We start from the raw sequence: 19,034 nt of genomic DNA, 5'->3' as shown, positions 1-19,034 counted from the left end.
ACGGCGACGGCAACGGCAACGGCAACGGCAACGGCAACAAGCGCGTCTCGCGCAGCGCGCGGCGGTCACACCGGGGCCGGAGGCACGGAACTCACTGCCCGAAGCGCTGATGCTCCCCCGCGAGATACGCCCGCTCGGCGTCGGTGTCCTGGCGCCCCAGCGCGGCGTTGCGGTGGGGGAAGCGGCCGAATTTCGCGATGATCTCGCGGTGGGCCACGGCGTAGCGCAGGTTGCGCGGCGGGCGGATGGCGGCCATCAGGCCGACGCAGCGTCCCTGGTCGCCGCGCGACTCGCTGTGCTCGTACGGCAGGTAGAGGAACACGCGCTGGATCGGCTTCAGGCGCCCGTCGAAGCCGCGCGCCACGGCGCGCCGGGCGATGGCGAGGGAGGCGGTGTCGCCGGCGAAGGCGGCGGCCGAGCCGCGGGCGGTGTTGCGCGTCATCTGGTCGAGCAGCAGGCACAGCGCCAGCGCGCCCCGGGGCGTGCGCTCCAGCGCCCGCAGCCGGCCGCGCATCGCCGCGGCGATGTCGGCGCCGAAGCGCCGGCGCAGCTCGTCGTCGAGCGCCGGCGTGCTGGTGAACCAGAAGCCCCGGGGCTCGCAATGGCGCGGTCCGTCGGGCGGCCCGAACCAGTGGTCGAGCACGCGGCGGACCACGTCGTGGCCGACGACGGAAAGGCTTGAGGCGATCCGGCCGGGGGCGTGACCGGCGCGTCCGCCGGCGGCCGCGTGACCCGGGGCGGCGCTCCGTCTAAGGTCGGAGGGAGCGCCGCGGCGGGGAAAGCGTATGGGCAAGGTCCGGAACGTCCTCTTCATCATGTGCGACCAGCTGCGCGCCGACCATCTCGGCTGCGCCGGCCATCCCCACCTGCGCACGCCCGCGATCGACGCGCTCGCGGCCCGGGGCGTGCGCTTCCCCGGCGCCTACGTGCAGTCGGCGGTCTGCGGGCCGTCGCGCATGTCCTACTATACCGGCCGCTATGTGATGAGCCACGGCGCGACGTGGAACCGGGTGCCGCTGAGCCTGCGCGAGAAGACCATCGGCGACCATCTGCGGCCGGCCGGCATCCGCGTGGCGCTGGCCGGCAAGACCCACGTGCTGCCCGATCTCGACGCGCTGGAGCGCTACGGCATCGAGGGCGGCTCGGCGTTCGCGGCCCTGCTGCGCAACGGCGGCTTCGAGGAGCTGGACCGCTACGACGGCCATTCGCCGCCGGGCGTCGAGAGCGGCTATCCCGCCTATCTGCGCGCCCATGGCTACGTCGCCGACGATCCGTGGAGCGACTTCGTGATCGCCGCAGACGGGCCGGACGGCGCCAAGGCCAGCGGCTGGAACATGCGCAACGCGCGGCTGCCGGCGCGGGTGGCGGAGGCGCATTCCGAGACCGCCTACATGACCGACCAGGCGATCCGCTTCGTCGAGGGCCAGGGCGAGGCGCCGTGGTTCCTGCATCTCAGCTACGTCAAGCCGCACTGGCCCTACATGGCGCCGGCGCCCTACCACCAGCTCTACGGGCCGCAGCACTGCCTGCCGCCGAACCGCACCGAGGCCGAGCTGCGCGACCAGCATCCGGTGCTGGCGGCCTACCGCCGGCACGAGGAGGCCGTCTCGTTCTCGCGGCCCGATGGACCCTCCACCGTGCGGCCGACCTACATGGGGCTGATCGGCCAGATCGACGACCATCTGGCGCGGCTGATGGCGGTCCTGAAGCGGCTGGGGCGGCTCGACGACACGCTGATCGTGTTCACCGCCGACCACGGCGATTTCCTCGGCGACCACTGGCTGGGCGAGAAGGAGATCTTCTACGAGGAGGCGGTGCGGGTGCCGTTCATCGTCGTCGATCCCGATGCCGCCGCCGACGGCACAAGGGGCACGGTCGACGCGCGGCTGGTCGAGGCGGTCGACGTGCTGCCGACCTGCCTCGACGCGCTGGGCCTGCCGCCGGCCCGGCATCTGATCGAGGGACGCTCGCTGCTGCCGCTGACCCGCCGCGGCGACATCCCGGCCGGCGGCGGCTCGAGCCCGGCCCGCGCCCGCGACGAGACCGCGGGCTGGCGCGACGCGGTGTTCTCGGAGCTCGACTACGCCTTCCGCGAGGCCCGCCTGCTGCTGGACCGCCATCCGCGCGACTGCCGGGCGTGGATGGTGCGGACCGAGCGCTGGAAATACGTCGACTGGCTGGACTTCCCGCCGCAGCTCTTCGACCTGGCGAACGATCCCCGCGAGATGGCGGATCTCGGCCGCGACGCCGGCTACGCCCGGGTGCGCGAGGAGATGCGGGCCCGGCTGGCGGCGTGGATGGCGGCGCGCAAATCGCGCGTCACGGTCGACGATGCCTACGTGGCGGCCCGCACCGCGACCCACAAGAAGCACGGCATCTTCTTCGGCGTGTGGTGAGCGCGGGCGGGGCGTCGGACGCGGCTTGCGGCGCGCGAGGCGGCCTGCGGCGTTTCTTCCCTTCTCCCCCGTCTTCGGGGGAGAAGGTGGCGCGTAGCGCCGGATGAGGGGCGCGGCGCGGCGCGCAAGCGAGATCGTCGGCATGACGCACGCGCCGGCGAGGACGAGGACGAAGACCCCTCATCCGCCCTTCGGGCACCTTCTCCCCCGAAGACGGGGGAGAAGGGAAGATAGAGGCGCGGCATCCGCGATCGGCCCGCGCGCGGGCGGCGATCGTGGCGGCGGTGTGGCGGCGACTCCCGTCGATGTGATCGCGAAATCGCGCGCCGCCGCGCCGGCGCGCGTTGTCGCGCGCGGCCGCGGAGAGTACTCTGCCGATCCGCCCGCGTTGGAAGTCCGTCCGTGCCGTCCCGCCGCTCCGTGCTCGCCGCCGCCGTTCCGGCCGCCATCCTCGGCGGCGGGGTCCGCGCGCAGCGTCCGGGCGAGGAGCGGCACTTCCTCATCGGCTCCGGCCCGATCGGCGGGACGTACTTCCCGATCGCCGGCCTGATCTCGGCGGTCATCAGCAATCCGCCCGGCGGCCGGCCCTGCGAGGCCGGCGGCAATTGCGGCATCCCCGGCCTCGTCGCCGAGGCGCTGGCGACCCAGGGCTCGGTCGAGAATCTGCGCCGCCTCGGCGAGGGCGCCCTGGACTCGGCGCTGGCCCAGGCCGACATCGGCGCGGCGGCGTACCGCGGCGACGACCTGTTCTCCGGCCGCGCCATGCCGCTGCTGCGGTCGATCGCCAACCTGTTCACCGAGTCGGTGCACGTCGTCGTCCGCCGCGGCACCGGGCTGGAGAGCGTCGCGGACCTGCGCGGGCGGACCGTGTCGATGGGCGAGCGCGAGTCCGGCACGCTGCCGGTGGCGCGCACCCTGATGGCGGCGTACGGGCTGGGCCGGCGCGACATCGACGCGGTCTATCTCTCGCCGCAGGCCGCCAGCGCGCGGCTGCGCGAGGGCGCGATCGACGCCTTCGTGATGGTGGCGGGCGAGCCGGCGCCGCTGCTGGTGGCGCTGGCGCGGCAGTCGCCGGTCGACCTGCTGCCGGTCTCGACGCCGGTCGCCGAGCGCTTGCGCCGCGAGCGTCCGTGGATCGGCACCACGACGGTCGGCGCCGAACACTACGACGGCATCGACGCGCGCCAGACCATCACCGTCGCCGCCCATTGGCTGACCAGCGCGGCGGTCGACGGCGACACCGTGCACGGCAACCTGCGGGCGCTGTTCCATCCCTCGAACCGCGCCCGGCTCGACCGCGGCCACCCCAGCGCGGCGGCGATCCGCCTCGAGACCGCGATCGACGGCCTGGCCGTGCCGCTGCACGAGGGCGCCCAGCGCTTCTACCGCGAACGCGGCGTGCTGAAGGATTGAGGGGGCCGCGCCCGTCGCGCCGTCAGCGGAACTCGTACTGGGCGATCAGCCACGGCTCGTGGGCGGCGGCGTCGCACCATTCCTTCATGAACGGATGCGCCAGCAGCGCGTCGACGTAGCGCCGCGCCTCGGGGTCGAGGCTGACGCCGTAGGTGCGCAGGCGCGTGGCCACCGGCGCGAACATCGCGTCGGCCGCCGTGAAGGTGCCGAACAGGAAGCCGTCGTCGCGCTCGGCCGAGCCGGCGAAGCGCTTGCGGCAGTCCAGCCACATGCCGGCCAGCCGCTGGACCTGGGCCAGCGCCTCGGGCGTGTGGCCGTGGCCGGGGAACGAGGCGCGGATGTTCATCGGCATCTCGCGCCGCAGGTCGACGAAGCCGGAATGCATCTCGGCGGCGACCGAGCGCGCGGTGGCGCGCGCCGCGGCGCCCTTCGGCCACATGCCGCGATCCGGCCGGATCTCGTGCAGGTACTCGGCGATCGACAGCGTGTCCCAGATCGAGAGCCCCTTGTCGACCAGCACCGGCAGCAGGCCCGACGGCGAGTGGCGTGCGATCCGCGTCGCGGTGTCCGGCTCGTACAGCCGGATCTGGATCTCCTCGAACTCGATGCCGGCGATCTTGGCGACCAGCCAGCCGCGCAACGACCACGACGAGTAGTTCTTGTTGCCGATGACCAGGCTGAATTCCGCCATGTGACCTCCACGCGCGCGTCCGGCGGACCGGCGGCGGACGACCGGCACATTCACATTGCCAGCGCGCCCGATTCGCGATCATGCTGGGGTTTCGTCGCGAAAAGCACAACTGGTCGGGAGGGGTCCTTGCCGCTGCCGTTTCTCGATCGCGGTCCGGCCGCGATCCCCGTCGCCGTGGTCGCGCCGTCGGACTGGGCGGCGTGGTCGAAGCGCCAGCGCGCCGCCACGCGCGCGTGGCTGCAGGCCTCGGGCGTCGGCGGCAAGTCCGGCGAGTTCGCGCTGGTGCCGGGCGACGAGGGCCGCGCCGCGATGGCCGTGCTGGTGCGCTCGCGCGAGGCCACGATGTGGGACTACGGCGCGCTCGCCACGCGCCTGCCGCCGGGCGAGTACTGCCTGGTCGGCGACCTCGACGCCGCCGCCGCGACCGCCGCGGCGACCGCCTTCGCGCTGGGCACGTGGCGCTTCACGCGCTACCGCGGCCGCGCCAAGCCGGGACCGCGGCTGGTGTGGCCGGCGAAATGCGACCGCGCCGCCGTCGAGCGCGTGGTCGACGGCATGTTCCTCGGCCGCGACCTGATCACCACGCCGGCCAACGACATGGGCCCGGCCGAGCTGGCGGCCGCCGCCAAGAAGCTGGCGCAGCGCCACCGCGCGCGCTTCTCGGCGATCGCCGGCGAGGAGCTGCTGCGGCGCAACTTCCCGGTGATCCACGCGGTCGGCCGCGCCTCGACCCGCGCGCCCAGGCTGGTCGACATCGTGTGGGGCCGCGCCGGGGCGCCGAAGGTGACCCTGATCGGCAAGGGCGTGTGCTTCGATTCCGGCGGCCTCGACCTCAAGCCCGCCACCGGCATGCTGATGATGAAGAAGGACATGGGCGGCGCCGCCACGGTGCTGGCGGCGGCGTCGATGATCATGGCGGCGCGGCTCGACGTGCGCCTGCGCGTGCTGATCCCGGCGGTCGAGAACAGCGTCTCGGGCAACGCGTTCCGGCCGATGGACGTGATCCGCTCGCGCAAGGGCGTGACGGTGGAGATCGGCAACACCGACGCCGAGGGCCGGCTGATCCTGTGCGACGCGCTGACCTACGCGGCGCGTTTCAAGCCCGCGATGATGATCGACGTGGCGACGCTGACCGGCGCCGCCCGCGTGGCGCTGGGGCCGGAGCTGCCGGCGCTGTTCTGCAACGACGACGCGCTGGCCGAGGCGCTGCTCAAGGCCGGCCGCGAGCGCGAGGATCCGCTGTGGCGCATGCCGTTGTGGAGCGACTACCGGCGCTTCCTCGACAGCAAGATCGCCGACATCAACAACGCCGCCCAGTCGCCGTTCGGCGGCGCCATCACCGCGGCGCTGTTCCTGCGCGAGTTCGTGCCCGACTCGGTGCCGTGGGCGCATATCGACACCATGGCGTGGAACCAGACGGCGCGGCCGGGACGGCCGGAGGGCGGCGAGGCGATGGCGGCGCGCGCCATCTTCGCCGCGATCGGCGAGAGGTTCGGCCGCAAGCGCTGACGCGCGGCGGCGCCGCGCGCGTGGTCACGCGTCCGATATGGAGCCGCCCGGGAGGCGGCGGCGCCTCCTCGCTTTCCGCCGCGCGGCCGGCGACCCCCTCACTCCCGGCGGAACTTCGTTCCGCCGTTCCTCTTCCCCGATAGGGGAGAGGAGAAAGACGCTTGAGAGTAGTGGTCGATACGACGCCCGCACACCCATCCACCTTGTCTCCGGTCCATACAGGGGGGGGGAGAGGTTAGGTGAGGGGGCGTCGCCGCTCCATATGCGATCGCCCTGCCCACAAGGGGGGAGGGAGCATGAGGGCGGCGGGCGCGTTGAGATGCGCGAATGCCGTGGCCTGGATGGATGAGCGAGACAGGCGCCGCCGCATATTCGGCGGCGCTCAGCGGCCGGGGCCGCTGGCGGGGAGGTCGGCGAGGCAGCGGCGCAGCATGCCCTCGGCGCGCGCGCCCGGCGTGCGGCGCTGGACCTCGGCGATGGCGGCGCGCGCGTCGTCGGGCCGGTTCTGGCGCCGCGCCACGCACGCCGCGATGTACCGCGCCACGACGTGCGCGGGATCGGCGGCCGCCGCCGCGAGCTCCGTCGCCAGCGCCTCGGCGTCGCGGTCCAGCGCCAGCAGCGCGCGCGCCACCGACACCTTCGCGTCCGGGTCGGCCGGCCGGCGCTCGGCCGATCTCTGGTAGACCGCCAGCGCCTTCTCGTAGACCGCGGGGGCGCCGCCGGGGCGTCCGGCCAGCGCCGCGACCTCGGCCAGCCCTTCGTGCGCGGCCCAGTGCTCGCCGCCGGCGGCGGCCAGCGCCCGCTGGAAGGCGGTCTCGGCGTCGGCGAGGTGGCGCGCGCGGGCGGCGCTGGTGGTGACGATGGCGGCGGCCTCGAGGCCGGGGCGCGCCAGCCGCGCATCCTCGACCTTGGCCAGCAGCAGCAGCGAGGCGCCCCAGCTGGCGGCGTAGTAGGCGTTGTCGGGCACCAGGTTGGCCGCCTTGCGGTGGTTCTTCTCGGCGTTGCGCAGCGCCACGCGGCCGGCGTCGTCGACCTTGGCCGGATCGTCGGCCGCGAGCCGTCCGAGCAACGCGTTGGCGAGGCTGTGGCGGACCAGCGGATCGAAGCGGTTGGCCTTGGCGCCGGCGATGTAGGTCTCGATCGCGGCGTCGGTGGCGCGCAGCTTCAGCAGCGCGTTGCCCAGCCCGTTGTAGGCCAGCGCCGAGCGGCGGTCGGCGCGCAGCGCCTGGCTGTAGCGCCGGCGCGCGTCGGCCAGCGCCGCCTCCATCCGCGCGCGGTCGCCGACCGACTCGGCGTTGCCGGCGATGTCCATCAGCACGTTGCCCCAATGGGCGTAGAGCGCCGGCAGGTAGCGCACCGTGCCGGTCCAGCGGCGCCAGAACGGCGCGGCGCGGCGCTGGAGGTTCTCGGAGCTGGCGAAATGGTCGGCGGCCTCGTCGGGATTGCCGGCGGCCTGGCGGATCAGCGCCCACAGGTAGTAGCCGTAGGGCGCCTCGCGGTCGCCGCGCGTGGCGATGCAGCGCGCCACCATGGTCGAGGCGCGGTTGAGACCGGCGTCGATCGGCTTGCCGTCGGCGTCGCGCGTCCACCAGTTCTTGTAGTAGTAGGCCGCCGCGGCGCAGGGGTCGATGCGCTCGAAGCTCGCCAGCGCCGCCTGCTTGAGCCGCGCGTCGAGCCGGTCGGGATCGACCAGCAGCGGGCCGCCCTCGCGCGCCGCGCAGACCTCCCAGCGCTCGCGCACGATCTCGCCGTGGCGGTCGGAGCGCACCCGCAGGAGCATCGTCGTCCGCGACTTGCAGGCGTCGGCCGCCGGCGTCGCGCTGGCGGCGGCCGCGGCAGGCGCCGTGTCGAGCGACACGTCGCCGATCACGCGGTGCTCGCGGCGGTCGAGCAGGCGCCGCGCCATCGTCACCAGCGACTGCAGCGACAGCCCGACGCCGGGGATCTCGAGCTTGGGGATGTCGCGGTCGCCGCCGAAGCGCATCTCGCGCTCGGCCTTCATCTCGGCCACGGCGCTGGCGAACTCGCCGAAATGCGACGCCAGACGCTGCGCCATCACGTCGCCCGGCGGCAGCCGGCCGTCGAGATCCTTATGGACGTGCACCGGCTCGACGAAGATCGGCTCGGAATGCACCGCCTCCCAGATCACCCAGACGCCGAACCCGATGGCCAGCACCAGCGCGGCGCCGACGATCGCCTTGCGCAGGCTGTCGACGACGTTGCCGGCGCCGGTTATGAAGGCCGCCGCCGACGGCCCGGCGCGGACGGCGGCGCGGCCGACATGGCGCGCCGGCCGGCGGATTCCAGCCGACCAGATGTCGCGCGCCAGTTCCGCGAGCCGTCCGCGCTCGGCCGCGGGTCGCGGCGGGCCGTCGCCGTCCACCATCGCCGCACTCCCGTGCAGAAAGAACCGCCGCCAGTGTACTTCCACCGCCGCGTGCCGTCGCCGTCAATCCGGCGGGAGGGGTGACGCGGGAGAGAATGCGTGGCCTCGCGGACGCCGCCGCTTCGGATCGCGCGCACGACTCTTTTCCCGTCGTCCTGAGCGGAGCGCCGAAGGCGCGCAGTCGAAGGATCTTTCCCCGGCCGGGCGACGCGGCAAGATCCTTCGACTACGGCGCTACGCGCTCAGGATGACGCTGGTGGGGTTGGCGGGCCATCCGCGGCGGTGGTGGACGTGGTGCGCCATCCGCGGCGTTGGTGGATGCGGTGCGCCATCCGTGGCGATGGGGAGTCGGCGCGCGGAATCCGCTCGCGCGCTCACAGCAAGCGGATGAAGGGCACGGGGGCGTCGAAGCCTTTGAGGGCGACGGTCTCCTCGCGGCGGTCGAGGCCGGCGATCAGCGGCCGCACGGCGGGATCGTCGGCCACGGCGCGCGACAGCACGATGTCGCCGCCCTGCGACTGGCCCTGCAGGCGGGCCGCGAGATTCACCGTGCCGCCGAAATAGTCGAGCCGGTCGTTGAGGTTGACGGCGATGCTCGGCCCGGCGTGGACGCCGATCTTGACCACCAGCGCGCCGGCGGCGAGGCCGCGCTCGGCGGCGAGCCGCGCGTCGAGCGCCGCGAGATCGTCGCGGATCGCCAGCGCCGCGCGCACGCCGTCGGCCGGATCGGCGAAGGTCGCCATGACGGCGTCGCCGATGGTCTTCACGACGGCGCCATTCCGGTCGCGCACGGCGGACGCCAGCGTCGCGAAATGCTCGCGCACGAGGTTGTAGGCGGCGGCGTCGCCGATCCGCTCGTAGAGCCCGGTCGAGCCGCGCAGGTCGGTGAACAGGATCGCGATCTGTCCGATTCCCGCCTCGTCGCCCGGCCGCAGCGTGGCGTCGGCGAACAGGTCGCGGAACGCCTGCAAGGTGGTGGCCTCGTGCGCCGTCAGCGCGTCGCGCACCCACTCCCGCCGCTCGATGAGCGCGGCGCACTCGAAGCCCGAATCGTTGACGAAGGCGACCTCGCCCTCGGCACCCGCCGGCAGCGCCTCGACGCCCGCCGGCGTGACGCGCAGGCCGGGGAAGGGGCCGCCGGCATGGTCGAGGTCGACCACGGCGCCGGGATGCAGCGTGCGGAGACGGTACAATCCCGGCTCGGGCGTGAAGCGCACGATCCGCCGCTCGCCCGGCGCCAGCAGCTGCTGCACCGGCACGTGCGGCGTCGCGCCGGGACCGCTGAGGCAGAAGCCGCCCATGCCGAGCGCGCGGATGGTCGGCGACGGCGCGAAGGTCAGCTCGACGTTGCGGGTGAAATCGCGCGCGTAGTCGATGTTGCAGGACGGGCAGTGGGCGCCGCGCGGCAGCTGGTCGAGCGACGCCGCCGACGCCTTGGCGCCGCGGCAGTTCGAGCACAGCAGATCCCACTTCATGCCGAGCATGCCGGCCTTCACGCCGGCGAGACACAGCTCGATCGCGCGCCGCGGCGGCAGGTTCCACTCCGCCGCTAGCGCCTTGGCGCGCACGCGCTGCAGGTCGACATCCATCGCCGACAGAAGCCGGTCGGCCAGCCGGCGCGCCAGACCGTGCGCGTAGCCGGTGGCCTCGGCCTTCACGACCATCGCGTCGAGCCGCTCGCGCGCGCCGACCGGCGGCGCCGGCGGATCGAACGCGAACATCGCCGGCCGCGCGCCGCGCAGGAAGTCGGCCGCCTCGCGCATGCGCTTGTCGAGCTTCGGGCCGGTGGCGCGCGCCAGCCGCAGGCCGGCGAGGCGGCCGAGCCAGCCGGCCGGCTCCCAGCGCAGCGTGTAGTTCACGACGCAGCCGGCGCCCTCGGGCTCGACGGTCACGATCGGACCGAACACCGTGAACGGTCCCTTCGAGAACACGCGGGTCTGGCGGAAGCTGCGGTGCAGCACCCACTCGTAGGGCTTCTCCTCCCACGCCAGCTCGATGCCGGCGACCTTGCCCGTGCCGTGGCGCGCGACGGTGCCGTTCGCCAGCGGCGTCTCGACCAGCGCGTAGGGCGGCAGGCCGAGGATCTCGTTGAAGCGGTTGGTGTCGGCCAGCGCCGGCCAGAACGCCGCCGGCGTCAGGTCCGCGAACCGCCACCGCCACTCGACCTGACCCATCGCGCGCTCCGCCAATCCCGCCGCGCCAGTGTCCGTCGCGCCGCGACGCCACGCAACTCGCGCCGCGTCACACCGGCGCGATCACCAGCGCAGGCCGGGGCCGATCCAGGTCGGTCGCGCTTTCTCGCGCGCCGCCATCGCGGCGATGCGCGCCGGGTCGATCGCGCCGGCGGCGTCGACGAACTCGTCCTTGTGGATGCCGCCGGTGACCAGCAGCGAGTCGAGGCCGGCGGCGTTGGCGCCGGCGATGTCGGTGCGCAGCGAGTCGCCGACGCACAGCACGCGGCGCGGATCAGCGCCGCCCAGCATGGCGCGGGCGCGCGCGTAGACCGGAGCGTGCGGCTTGCCGTGGTACATGACGAAGCCGCCCAGCTTCTCGTAGGCCGCGCCGATGGCGCCGGCGCAGTACTCCAGCGTCTCGCCGATGACGACCACCAGATCGGGGTTGGCGCAGATCATCGGCAGATCCCGCGCGCGTCCCTCGCGCAGCAACGCGGCGTAGGTATCCGGCGTGTCGCCGTACTCGAACAGGTTGGTGCAGAGGATGAAATCGGCGCCGGAGACGTCGCGGACCTGCTCGACGTCGACCTCGTCGAACAGGCTGAGGTCGCGGCCGGCGCCGAGCAGGAAGGCGCGCCGGCCGAGGTCGCGGTAGAACGGCTCGGCGTCCGGCGCGCCGCGGGTGCGCAGCGCGTGCCAGGTGTCGTCGCCCGAGGTCAGGATGTCGCCGAACAGGTCGCGGGTGACGCCCATCTCGGCGAGGCGTCCCACCGCGGCGTAGGCGCGGCGCGGCGCGTTCGACAGCAGCAGGGTGCCCTTGCCGGCCGCCTTCAGGCGCGTCAGGCAGTCCAGCACGCCGGGATAGGGCTCCCGCCCGTTGTGCACCACGCCCCAGAGGTCGAGCACGAAGGCGTCGTAGCGGTCGATGACGGCGGACACGCCGCCGATGGTCGCGAAATCGGTCATGGCCGCTTCTCGCACGGCCTCCGCGTGGACGGAAGGGCGCGGCGACGACTCATGCGGCCACGGTGCGTTCAGGGACCGAACCCATTCGCGCGGCCACGTGCGATATCCACGAGTCCCGTCGCGACCGCGTCGCGGCGCGAAATGGATTGTCGGCGCCCGTTTGCGCCCCATATAGTCGCGGGATGACGCGACTTTCGGGCAGGCGACGGCTATCGGCGGGGCTCCGGCTCCTCGTCGCGCTGGCGTTCGCGCTGTGGGCGCCGCTGGCGGCCGGCAACGCCGCCTGGGCGGCCGGCGCCGCCGCCAAGGCCGAGGTCGCGATGCCGTGCCACGGCGACGGCGGGCGCGCGGATTCGCACGACATGGTCAACCACGCCTGCTGCTTCACGGCCTGCCTGCCGCTGGGCGTCGTCGCCGACGCGGCCCCCATGGCGGCGCCGGCGCGCGCGGCGTCGCCGTTCGCGCCGGTCCGCGCGACTGTGTCGCTGACGCGCGGCGTCGATCCGCCGCCTCCGAGGCCCTGATCCCTCCGAAGCGCTGACGCGCGTCCCCGCGGGCGCGCGTGTCCGTCGTGGCCGTCCCGGCCGCGCGGCGTCGCACGACGTCCGCGAGCCGACGGCGTTCGGGAGAGATCGATGTCCCTATCACACGCCACCCCGGCGGGGTGGATGGCGCGCGTGCCCGTCGTCGCGGCCGCGCTGGCCTTGACGCTGGCCGGCTGCGCCACGCCGCCGCCCCGGATCACCGACGGTCCCGACCCGGCCGACGCCACCACGGCCGCGCCGGCCGCGGCCTACATCCCGGTCACCGCCGGCACCGTGGACCACCGGCCGGTGGAGCCAAAATCCTGGCGCGAGATGAACGAACGCGTCGCGCCGGGCGCCGGGAGGCCGCGATGAGCCGCGCGCGCGCGGCCGCCGCGGCGCTGCTGGCGGCGCTGTCGCTGGCCGCCTGCGCCGAGTTCTCGCCCGACGGCGGCATGTCCGTGGTCGCGGAGAAGGTGCGCGGCGGGGTCGGCGCGGAGGCGGTGAAGATCGCGTCGGAGGCGGATGCGCGCCGCGTCCGCGACCAGGTCGAGGCGCTGCTGAGGGAGCCGTTGACGCCGGACGCCGCCGTGCGGATCGCGCTGCTCAACAACCGCGCCCTGCAGGCGGCCTACAACGACCTCGGTCTCAGCGAGATCGCCGCCGTCGAGTCGTCGCTGCCCGCCAATCCGCGGATCTCCGTGTCGCGCCTCGCCGGCAGCGGGATCGTCGAGTGGGAGGTCAAGCTGCTCGGCGACATCCTCGCGCTCGGAACCCTGCCGGCGCGCCGCGAGATCGCGCGGCAGCGCTTCGCGCAGGCGCAGCAGGCCGCCGTCGCGGCCACCTACCGGCTGGCGCTCGACGCGCGCCGCGCCTGGGTGGCGGCGATCGCGGCGCAGGAGGTCGTCGCCTACCTCGAGCAGTCGCGCCTCGCCGCCGACGCGACGGCCGATCTGATGCGCAAGCTGGGCGAGACCGGCGGCGCCACGCGCATCGAGCAGGCCCGCGCGGCGGCGGCCTACGCCGAGATCGGCGCCCAGCTCGCGCAGGCGCGGCTGCGCGCGCGTCAGGAGCGCGAGACGCTGGCGCGGTTGCTCGGCCTGTGGGACCAGGCGCGCGATCTGCGTCTGCCGCCGCGCCTGCCGGCGCTGCCCGGCGCGGCCGAGCGCGCCGACGACATCGAGGCCGAGGCGGTCTCCAGACGGGTCGACCTCGCGGTCGCGCGGCAGGAGCTCGCCATCGTCGCGCGGTCGATGCGGCTGACGGAGGCGACGCGGTCCGTCTCGCTGCTCGAACTGTCCGGCCTCTACGACACCGAGCGCGACCCCGAAGGCAGGACGAGACGCCGCGGCTTCGAGGTCGAGCTGGAGATCCCGATCTTCGACGGCGGCGAGGTCAAGTCGCGGCGCGAGCGCGAGACCTACATGCGGGCGGTGAACCGGCTGGCGGCCAAGGCGGTCGACGCGCGGTCGGAGGCGCGCGGCGCCTACGAGGCCTACCGCGCCACCCATGAGATCGCGGCGCATTACCAGAACCGCGTGCTGCCGCTGCGCCGCGTGATCTCGCAGGAGACCCTGCTGCGCTACAACGGCATGCTCGCGGACGTGTTCGAGCTGCTGGTGGAGACGCGCGAGCGCGTCGCCTCCAACATCGCCGCCATCGAGGCGCGCCGCGCCTTCCTGCTGGCGGAGATCAACCTGCGCGCCGCCGTGATCGGCGGCGGCACGATCGAGACGATGTCGACGCCGGCGGCCGACGCGCCGGCCGGCGGCGGCGGCAAACACTGATCCCGGAGGATGTCATGAGCTACTCACGCCGCGGATTGATGGGCGCGTCCGGCCTCGCCCTGCTGGGCGCCGCCGCCGTCTCGGGCCGCGTCCAGGCGCAGGCGATCCCCGAGGCGCCGAGCGTCGCCGACGCGAAGATGCGTCCGCCGCTGCGTCCCACCAGCGGCCCCGACTACCAGCCGGTGGTCACGCTCAACGGCTGGACGTTGCCGTCGCGCGTGAAGGAGGGCTGGAAGGAGTTCCACCTGGTCGCCGAGCCGGTGCTGCGCGAGATCGCGCCGGGCATGACGGCGCATCTATGGGGCTACAACGGGCAGAGCCCCGGCCCGACGATCGAGGCGGTCGAGGGCGACAAGGTCCGCATCTTCGTCACCAACCGGCTGCCGGAGCACACCACCGTGCACTGGCACGGCCAGCTCCTGCCGTGCGGCATGGACGGCGTCGGCGGGCTGACCCAGCCGCACATCAAGCCGGGCGCGACGTTCGTCTACGAGTTCGAGCTGCGCAAGAGCGGCACCTTCATGTACCACCCGCACGCCGACGAGATGACGCAGATGGCGATGGGCATGATGGGCTTCTTCGTGGTCCACCCGCGCGATCCCAAGCTGCACCGGGTCGACCGCGACTTCGTGTTCCTGCTCAACGCCTTCGACATCCGGCCGGGCGCGTACGTGCCGCAGGTCAACACCATGCTCGACTTCAACCTCTGGACCTGGAACAGCCGCGCCTTCCCCGGCATCGATCCGCTGGTCGTGCGCAAGGGCGACCGGACGCGGGTGCGGGTCGGCAACCTGACGATGACCAACCATCCCATCCACATGCACGGCTACGATTTCGAGGTGACGTGCACCGACGGCGGCTGGGTGCGGCCGGAGGCGCGCTGGCCCGAGGTCACCATCGACGTCGCGGTCGGCGCGATGCGGGCCTTCGAGTTCACCGCCGACGCGCCGGGCGACTGGGCGATCCACTGCCACAAATCGCACCACACGATGAACGCGATGGGACACGACGTGAGAACCTACATCGGCGTCGACAAGCGCGAGTTCGCGAAGAAGATGAAGCGCCTCGTGCCGGACTACATGGCGATGGGCTCCGCCGGCATGGCGGAGATGGGCGGCATGGAGATGCCGCTGCCGGACAACACGCTGCCGATGATGACCGGGTTCGGCCAGTTCGGGCCGCTCGAGATGGGCGGCATGTTCTCGGTGGTGAAGGTGCGCGATGGCCTGGCCGCCGACGACTACGCCGATCCCGGCCCCTACAAGCATCCGCCGGGCACGGTCGCGTACGAGTGGACGGGTCCGGCGCCGGCGGCCCCGGCCGCGCCGCGGACGGCGGCGCCCGCGCCGGGCGGCGCGCCGGCGATGCGGGCGGTCAAACCGCACGGCCACAAGCATTGAACGGGACCGCGGAAGCGGAAGGAGACGGACCAATGATCGGACGCATCGGCACCACCACGGCCGCCATCGCCATCATGGCGCTGGCGGCCGGACCCGCCGCGGCCGCGCCGGGCGGCGCGCCGGGACACAGCCACAGCCACGACGGCGAGACCGCCTACGGCACGCCCGGCGATCCGAGGCAACCGTCGCGCGCCGTGCACGTCACCATGCGCGAGGACGGCGGCCGGATGCTGTTCACGCCGGCGCGGATCGAGGTCCGGCGCGGCGAGCAGATACGCTTCGTGCTGCGCAACAACGGCGGGATCGACCACGAGATGGTGGTCGCGACGCTGGAGGAGAACCTCAAGCACGCCGAGGAGATGAAGAAGAACCCCGACATGGAGCACGACGATCCCAACGCCCGGCGGCTGAAGCCGGGGACCACCGGCGAGATCCTGTGGCGCTTCACGAAGCCGGGGACGTTCGACTTCTCGTGCCTGATCCCCGGCCACCGCGAGGCGGGGATGCACGGCGTCGTCGTCGTGAAGTGACCATCGACCACCACACGGGAGATCCGGACATGCGCAAGCTCATCCTCGCGGCCGCCGTCGTCGCCGCGTTGGCCGTTCCGGCCGCGGCCGTCCACGCGCAGACCGCGCCGACGCCGGCCACCGGCGAGGTCACGAAGATCGACGCCGCCGCCGGCAAGATCACGATGCGGCACGGACCGATCAAGAACCTCGACATGGACTCGATGACGATGGTCTTCCGTGTCGGCGACCCGGCGATGCTGGCCACGGTCAAACCCGGCGACAAGGTCGTGTTCGAGGCCGAGCGCGTGAACGGCCAGATCACGGTGACCAGGATCCGCAAGAGCCCGTAGGCGGACGCCGGAGCGGCCCGCGGGCGGAGCCGGACGGCGCGCGCAGGCGCCGTCCGGTCGTGGTGCGATGCCTACGGCAGCAGCACCTTGTCGACGACGTGGATCACGCCGTTCTTCTGCGTGACGTCGGCGATCGTCACGACGGACTTGCCGCCCTTGGCGTCGGTGAGCGTCACCTTGCCGCCCTCGACGCTGGCGGTCAGCGTGTCGCCCGACACCGTCTTGACGGCGTGCTTGCCGCCGCCCTTGGCGATCAACCCCGTGAGCGTCGCCGCGTCGACCTTGCCGGCGACGACGTGGTAGGTGAGCACCTTGGTCAGCGTCGCCTTGTTCTCGGGCTTCAGCAGCGTGTCGACCGTGCCGGCCGGCAGCGCCGCGAACGCGGCGTTGGTCGGCGCGAACACGGTGAAGGGACCCGCGCCCTTGAGCGTGTCGACCAGGCCCGCGGCCTTGACGGCCGCGACCAGCGTCGTGTGGTCCTTCGAGTTCGCGGCGTTGTCGACGATGTCCTTGGACGGGTACATCGCCGCGCCGCCGACCATCACGGTCTTCTCCTGCGCGACGGCGGCCATCGGCGCCAGCGCCGCGCCCGACGCCAGTGCGAAGGCGAGCGCCACCGCGCCGACGATCCTGCGATTCGTCATCGTTCCATTCCTCCTGAAGAGACAGCACCGGCTCCCCGAAGCGTCGGGGTGGATGCGCGAGTGCTACGCCCCGCCACGAGCCGCGGATCCCATCCGAGCCGCCGGAGGCCGAAAATAATTGCCGCGCAATTCCGCGTGAGCGGGGGAACCGGCGGGCCGACGCGTACGTAGCGCGGCGTCAGCCGTCGAGCATGCGCGGCCGCTTGTAGAGGGGGAAGCCGTCGTACGGCGTCGAGCGGTCGTGGTCCGGCACCTCGTAGAACGAGGAGCGGTTGTTGTTGTGCAGGCCGCCGTCGACGCGGATCTGGATGCCGGTGATGTAGGCCGCCGCCTCGCTCAGCAGGAAGCAGATCGCCGCCGCGATCTCCGCCTCGGTGCCGTGGCGCTTGAGCGGCACGCGCTTGGTGACGCCGCGGATCGTCGCCCGCGCGCTCTCCGGATACCTGTCGAAGCCGGAGGAGGCGATGAAGCCGGGGATCACCGAGTTCACGCGCACGCCGGAATGGGCCCACTCGACCGAGGCGGTGTAGGTGAACGCCGCCTGGCCGGCGCGCGCCGAGCCGTTGTGGCCCATGCCGGGCATGCCCATCTCCCAGTCGGCGCCGACGTTGACGATGGCGCCGCCGTTGGCCTCCATCCACGCCAGGTAGACCGCCTTGGAGACGAGGAAGGTCGCGGTCATGTTGTTGTTGACCACCGCGTTCCAGCCGTTGAGCGAGATGTCGCGCAGCCGGGCCGGGAACTGGCCGCCGGCGTTGTTGACCAGCCCGTCGACGCGGCCGCAGGCGTCGAGCGTCGCGGCGATCGCGGCGGCGACCTCGTCCTCGCGCCGCAGGTCGGCGGTGTGGATGAAGGTGGCGGGATCGCCGAGCTCCTCCTTGACCTCCTCGAGCTTCGAGCGCGTGCGGCCGATCAGGACCAGCCGCGCGCCCAGCGCGCGCAGCTCGTGCGCGGCGCACCTTCCGAGCCCGCTGCCGCCGCCGGTGACGATGATGGTGCGGCCGTCGAACAGGCCGGGGCGGAACACGGAACGGTAGGACATCGGGACTCCTCGCGCTGGGCGCCGCGATGATGCCGCGAATGGCGCGGCCGCGGAACCCGTCGGGCGGCCTCGGAATCCATCCTCGATAGAACGGTCGGCTCCAGATCGTGCCGCTCGAGTTCACGTCATCCCGAGCGCAGCGAGGGATCTTGGCGCGATGGAAAGATCCCCCTGAGTTCACAAACGAGGCGCAACACCAGCTTAAGGTGTTGCCATGGGTACACGATACGACCACCTCGACCTCGACGAGCGGTGCGAGATTGCCCGCCTTCGACAAGCCGGCCAGTCGATCCGCCAGATCGCTGCAGCTGTGGATCGCGCGCCATCGACCATCTCGCGCGAGCTGAGGCGCAACAGCGGGACCACGGTCGGCTACAGGCCGGCCTACGCCCAGGAGCAGGCCCGCGCCCGGCGATGGACCGGCTCCCGCCTCGAACGCGACGCGGACCTGCGCGGCCTCGTCCTCGGGCGCCTCGCCCAGGGCTGGTCGCCCGAGCAGGTCGCCGGCCGCCTCGGACGCGAGCGCGCCGCCAGCATCAGCCACGAGCATCTACCGCTTCATCCACGCCCAGCGCCGTCGCACCAACGACGCCGCCGGCGCAACTACCTGCCGCGCCGCAAGCACCGCCGCGGCCGGCTCGGACGGCGCAAACGCTCCGTCGACGATCTCATCAAGGGCCGCGTCCCCATCGATCTACGGCCCCCCGGCGTCGACGGCCGCCGCACCTTCGGCCACTGGGAGGGCGACCTCATGTCGTTCGCCACGCCCGGCCGGACCATCCTCGTCGCCCACGAACGCAAGTCCCGTCTGGTCCTGGCGGCGCACCAGCCCGGCAAGCTCCCCGGACCCGTCGCCGAGCGGCTTCTCGCCTGGTTCCAGCGGCTCGATCCCCGCCTGCGACGCACCATCACCTTCGACAACGGCACGGAGTTCGCCCGCCACGGCTCGCTCGCCGACGCCCTCGGCCTCCGCGCCTTCTTCTGCGACCCCCACAGCCCGTGGCAGAAGGGCGGCGTCGAGAACGCCATCGGACGCCTGCGCGGACGCTTGCCACGCAAGACCGACCTCGACACGATCACTCTCGACCGCCTCGACGCCGCGATTGCCGCCTACAACAACACGCCCCGCAAGTGCCTCGCCTTCAGGTCCCCGGCCGAGGTCTTCTTCCACAAACTGTTGCGCCTCGAATGTGAATCCACCCCTCGCTGCGCTCGGGATGACGTGGACAAGGAGTCGCCC

16 protein-coding genes and 1 pseudogene are annotated in these 19,034 nt (G+C 73.1%); 10 read left to right on the top strand and 7 right to left on the bottom strand.

Translation table 11 applies throughout. The features are described 5' to 3' along the window. Positions 1–91: 91 nt before the first annotated feature. Positions 92–814, bottom strand: a complete 723-nt coding sequence (locus IPK81_09055; protein ID QQS14294.1) for a DUF924 domain-containing protein — start codon at positions 812–814, stop codon at positions 92–94. On the opposite strand from IPK81_09055, the gene IPK81_09050 reads away from it, so the two are divergent. Together IPK81_09050 and IPK81_09045 are read left to right on the top strand one after the other, a co-directional pair. Then, positions 786–2,396, top strand: a complete 1,611-nt coding sequence (locus tag IPK81_09050; GenBank protein ID QQS14293.1) for a sulfatase-like hydrolase/transferase — start codon at positions 786–788, stop codon at positions 2,394–2,396. The genes IPK81_09055 and IPK81_09050 overlap by 29 nt on opposite strands. Positions 2,397–2,798: 402 nt before the next feature. Next, the gene (locus tag IPK81_09045) at positions 2,799–3,809 is read left to right on the top strand and encodes a TAXI family TRAP transporter solute-binding subunit (GenBank protein QQS14292.1); all 1,011 of its coding nucleotides are present in this window, start codon (positions 2,799–2,801) and stop codon (positions 3,807–3,809) included. 22 nt (positions 3,810–3,831) lie between these two features. Here the strand turns inward: IPK81_09045 and IPK81_09040 are convergent, their stop codons facing one another. Next, positions 3,832–4,500, bottom strand: a complete 669-nt coding sequence (locus IPK81_09040) for a glutathione S-transferase family protein (protein QQS14291.1) — start codon at positions 4,498–4,500, stop codon at positions 3,832–3,834. Between the two features lie 309 nt (positions 4,501–4,809). Between IPK81_09040 and IPK81_09035 the strand changes: the two genes are divergently transcribed. Further along, positions 4,810–6,009 (top strand): leucyl aminopeptidase family protein, encoded by a 1,200-nt coding sequence (locus tag IPK81_09035; protein QQS15024.1) that lies wholly within the window; start codon positions 4,810–4,812, stop codon positions 6,007–6,009. A 382-nt stretch (positions 6,010–6,391) separates the two neighbouring features. On the opposite strand, the gene IPK81_09030 is transcribed toward IPK81_09035, so the two are convergent. The 3 genes from IPK81_09030 to IPK81_09020 form a co-directional block, all read right to left on the bottom strand. Then, complete coding sequence (locus IPK81_09030) at positions 6,392–8,395, bottom strand: tetratricopeptide repeat protein (protein QQS14290.1); 2,004 nt, start codon at positions 8,393–8,395, stop codon at positions 6,392–6,394. A 374-nt stretch (positions 8,396–8,769) separates the two neighbouring features. Then, positions 8,770–10,569: a hypothetical protein gene (locus tag IPK81_09025; protein ID QQS14289.1), complete on the bottom strand. Its 1,800-nt coding sequence runs from the start codon at positions 10,567–10,569 to the stop codon at positions 8,770–8,772. 81 nt (positions 10,570–10,650) lie between these two features. After that, on the bottom strand, positions 10,651–11,535 hold the full coding sequence (locus tag IPK81_09020; protein ID QQS14288.1) for a TIGR01459 family HAD-type hydrolase: 885 nt from the start codon (positions 11,533–11,535) through the stop codon (positions 10,651–10,653). Positions 11,536–11,717: 182 nt separating this feature from the next. Between IPK81_09020 and IPK81_09015 the strand changes: the two genes are divergently transcribed. The 6 genes from IPK81_09015 to IPK81_08990 all read left to right on the top strand — a co-directional run bounded on the left by IPK81_09015 (position 11,718) and on the right by IPK81_08990 (position 16,108). Then, complete coding sequence (locus IPK81_09015) at positions 11,718–12,059, top strand: hypothetical protein (protein QQS14287.1); 342 nt, start codon at positions 11,718–11,720, stop codon at positions 12,057–12,059. Between the two features lie 144 nt (positions 12,060–12,203). Continuing rightward, positions 12,204–12,434: a hypothetical protein gene (locus tag IPK81_09010; protein ID QQS15023.1), complete on the top strand. Its 231-nt coding sequence runs from the start codon at positions 12,204–12,206 to the stop codon at positions 12,432–12,434. Beyond that, entirely contained in the window at positions 12,431–13,846 is a 1,416-nt protein-coding gene (locus tag IPK81_09005) for a TolC family protein (protein QQS14286.1), read from the top strand. The genes IPK81_09010 and IPK81_09005 overlap by 4 nt, the downstream gene beginning before the upstream one ends. 14 nt (positions 13,847–13,860) lie before the next feature. After that, positions 13,861–15,246, top strand: a complete 1,386-nt coding sequence (locus IPK81_09000; GenBank protein ID QQS14285.1) for a copper oxidase — start codon at positions 13,861–13,863, stop codon at positions 15,244–15,246. A gap of 74 nt (positions 15,247–15,320) precedes the next feature. Beyond that, positions 15,321–15,776: a cupredoxin family protein gene (locus tag IPK81_08995; protein QQS15022.1), complete on the top strand. Its 456-nt coding sequence runs from the start codon at positions 15,321–15,323 to the stop codon at positions 15,774–15,776. A gap of 29 nt (positions 15,777–15,805) precedes the next feature. Then, a complete protein-coding gene (locus tag IPK81_08990) occupies positions 15,806–16,108 on the top strand; it encodes a copper-binding protein (GenBank protein ID QQS14284.1) in 303 nt (100 codons plus the stop codon). Between the two features lie 71 nt (positions 16,109–16,179). Here IPK81_08990 and IPK81_08985 read toward each other — a convergent pair whose 3' ends face one another. Then, positions 16,180–16,752: a fasciclin domain-containing protein gene (locus IPK81_08985; protein QQS14283.1), complete on the bottom strand. Its 573-nt coding sequence runs from the start codon at positions 16,750–16,752 to the stop codon at positions 16,180–16,182. Positions 16,753–16,930: 178 nt separating this feature from the next. Then, entirely contained in the window at positions 16,931–17,794 is an 864-nt protein-coding gene (locus IPK81_08980; GenBank protein QQS14282.1) for an SDR family oxidoreductase, read from the bottom strand. Between the two features lie 214 nt (positions 17,795–18,008). On the opposite strand from IPK81_08980, the pseudogene IPK81_08975 reads away from it, so the two are divergent. Further along, positions 18,009–18,959 (top strand): annotated as a pseudogene (locus tag IPK81_08975) (IS30 family transposase). Positions 18,960–19,034 lie beyond the last annotated feature (75 nt).

This window comes from Rhodospirillales bacterium (genome assembly GCA_016699855.1).
In the GTDB taxonomy this organism is placed as follows: domain Bacteria; phylum Pseudomonadota; class Alphaproteobacteria; order Reyranellales; family Reyranellaceae.
The sequence above is the reverse complement of the archived record's forward strand: the minus strand, read 5'-3'. Positions and strand labels throughout refer to the sequence as shown.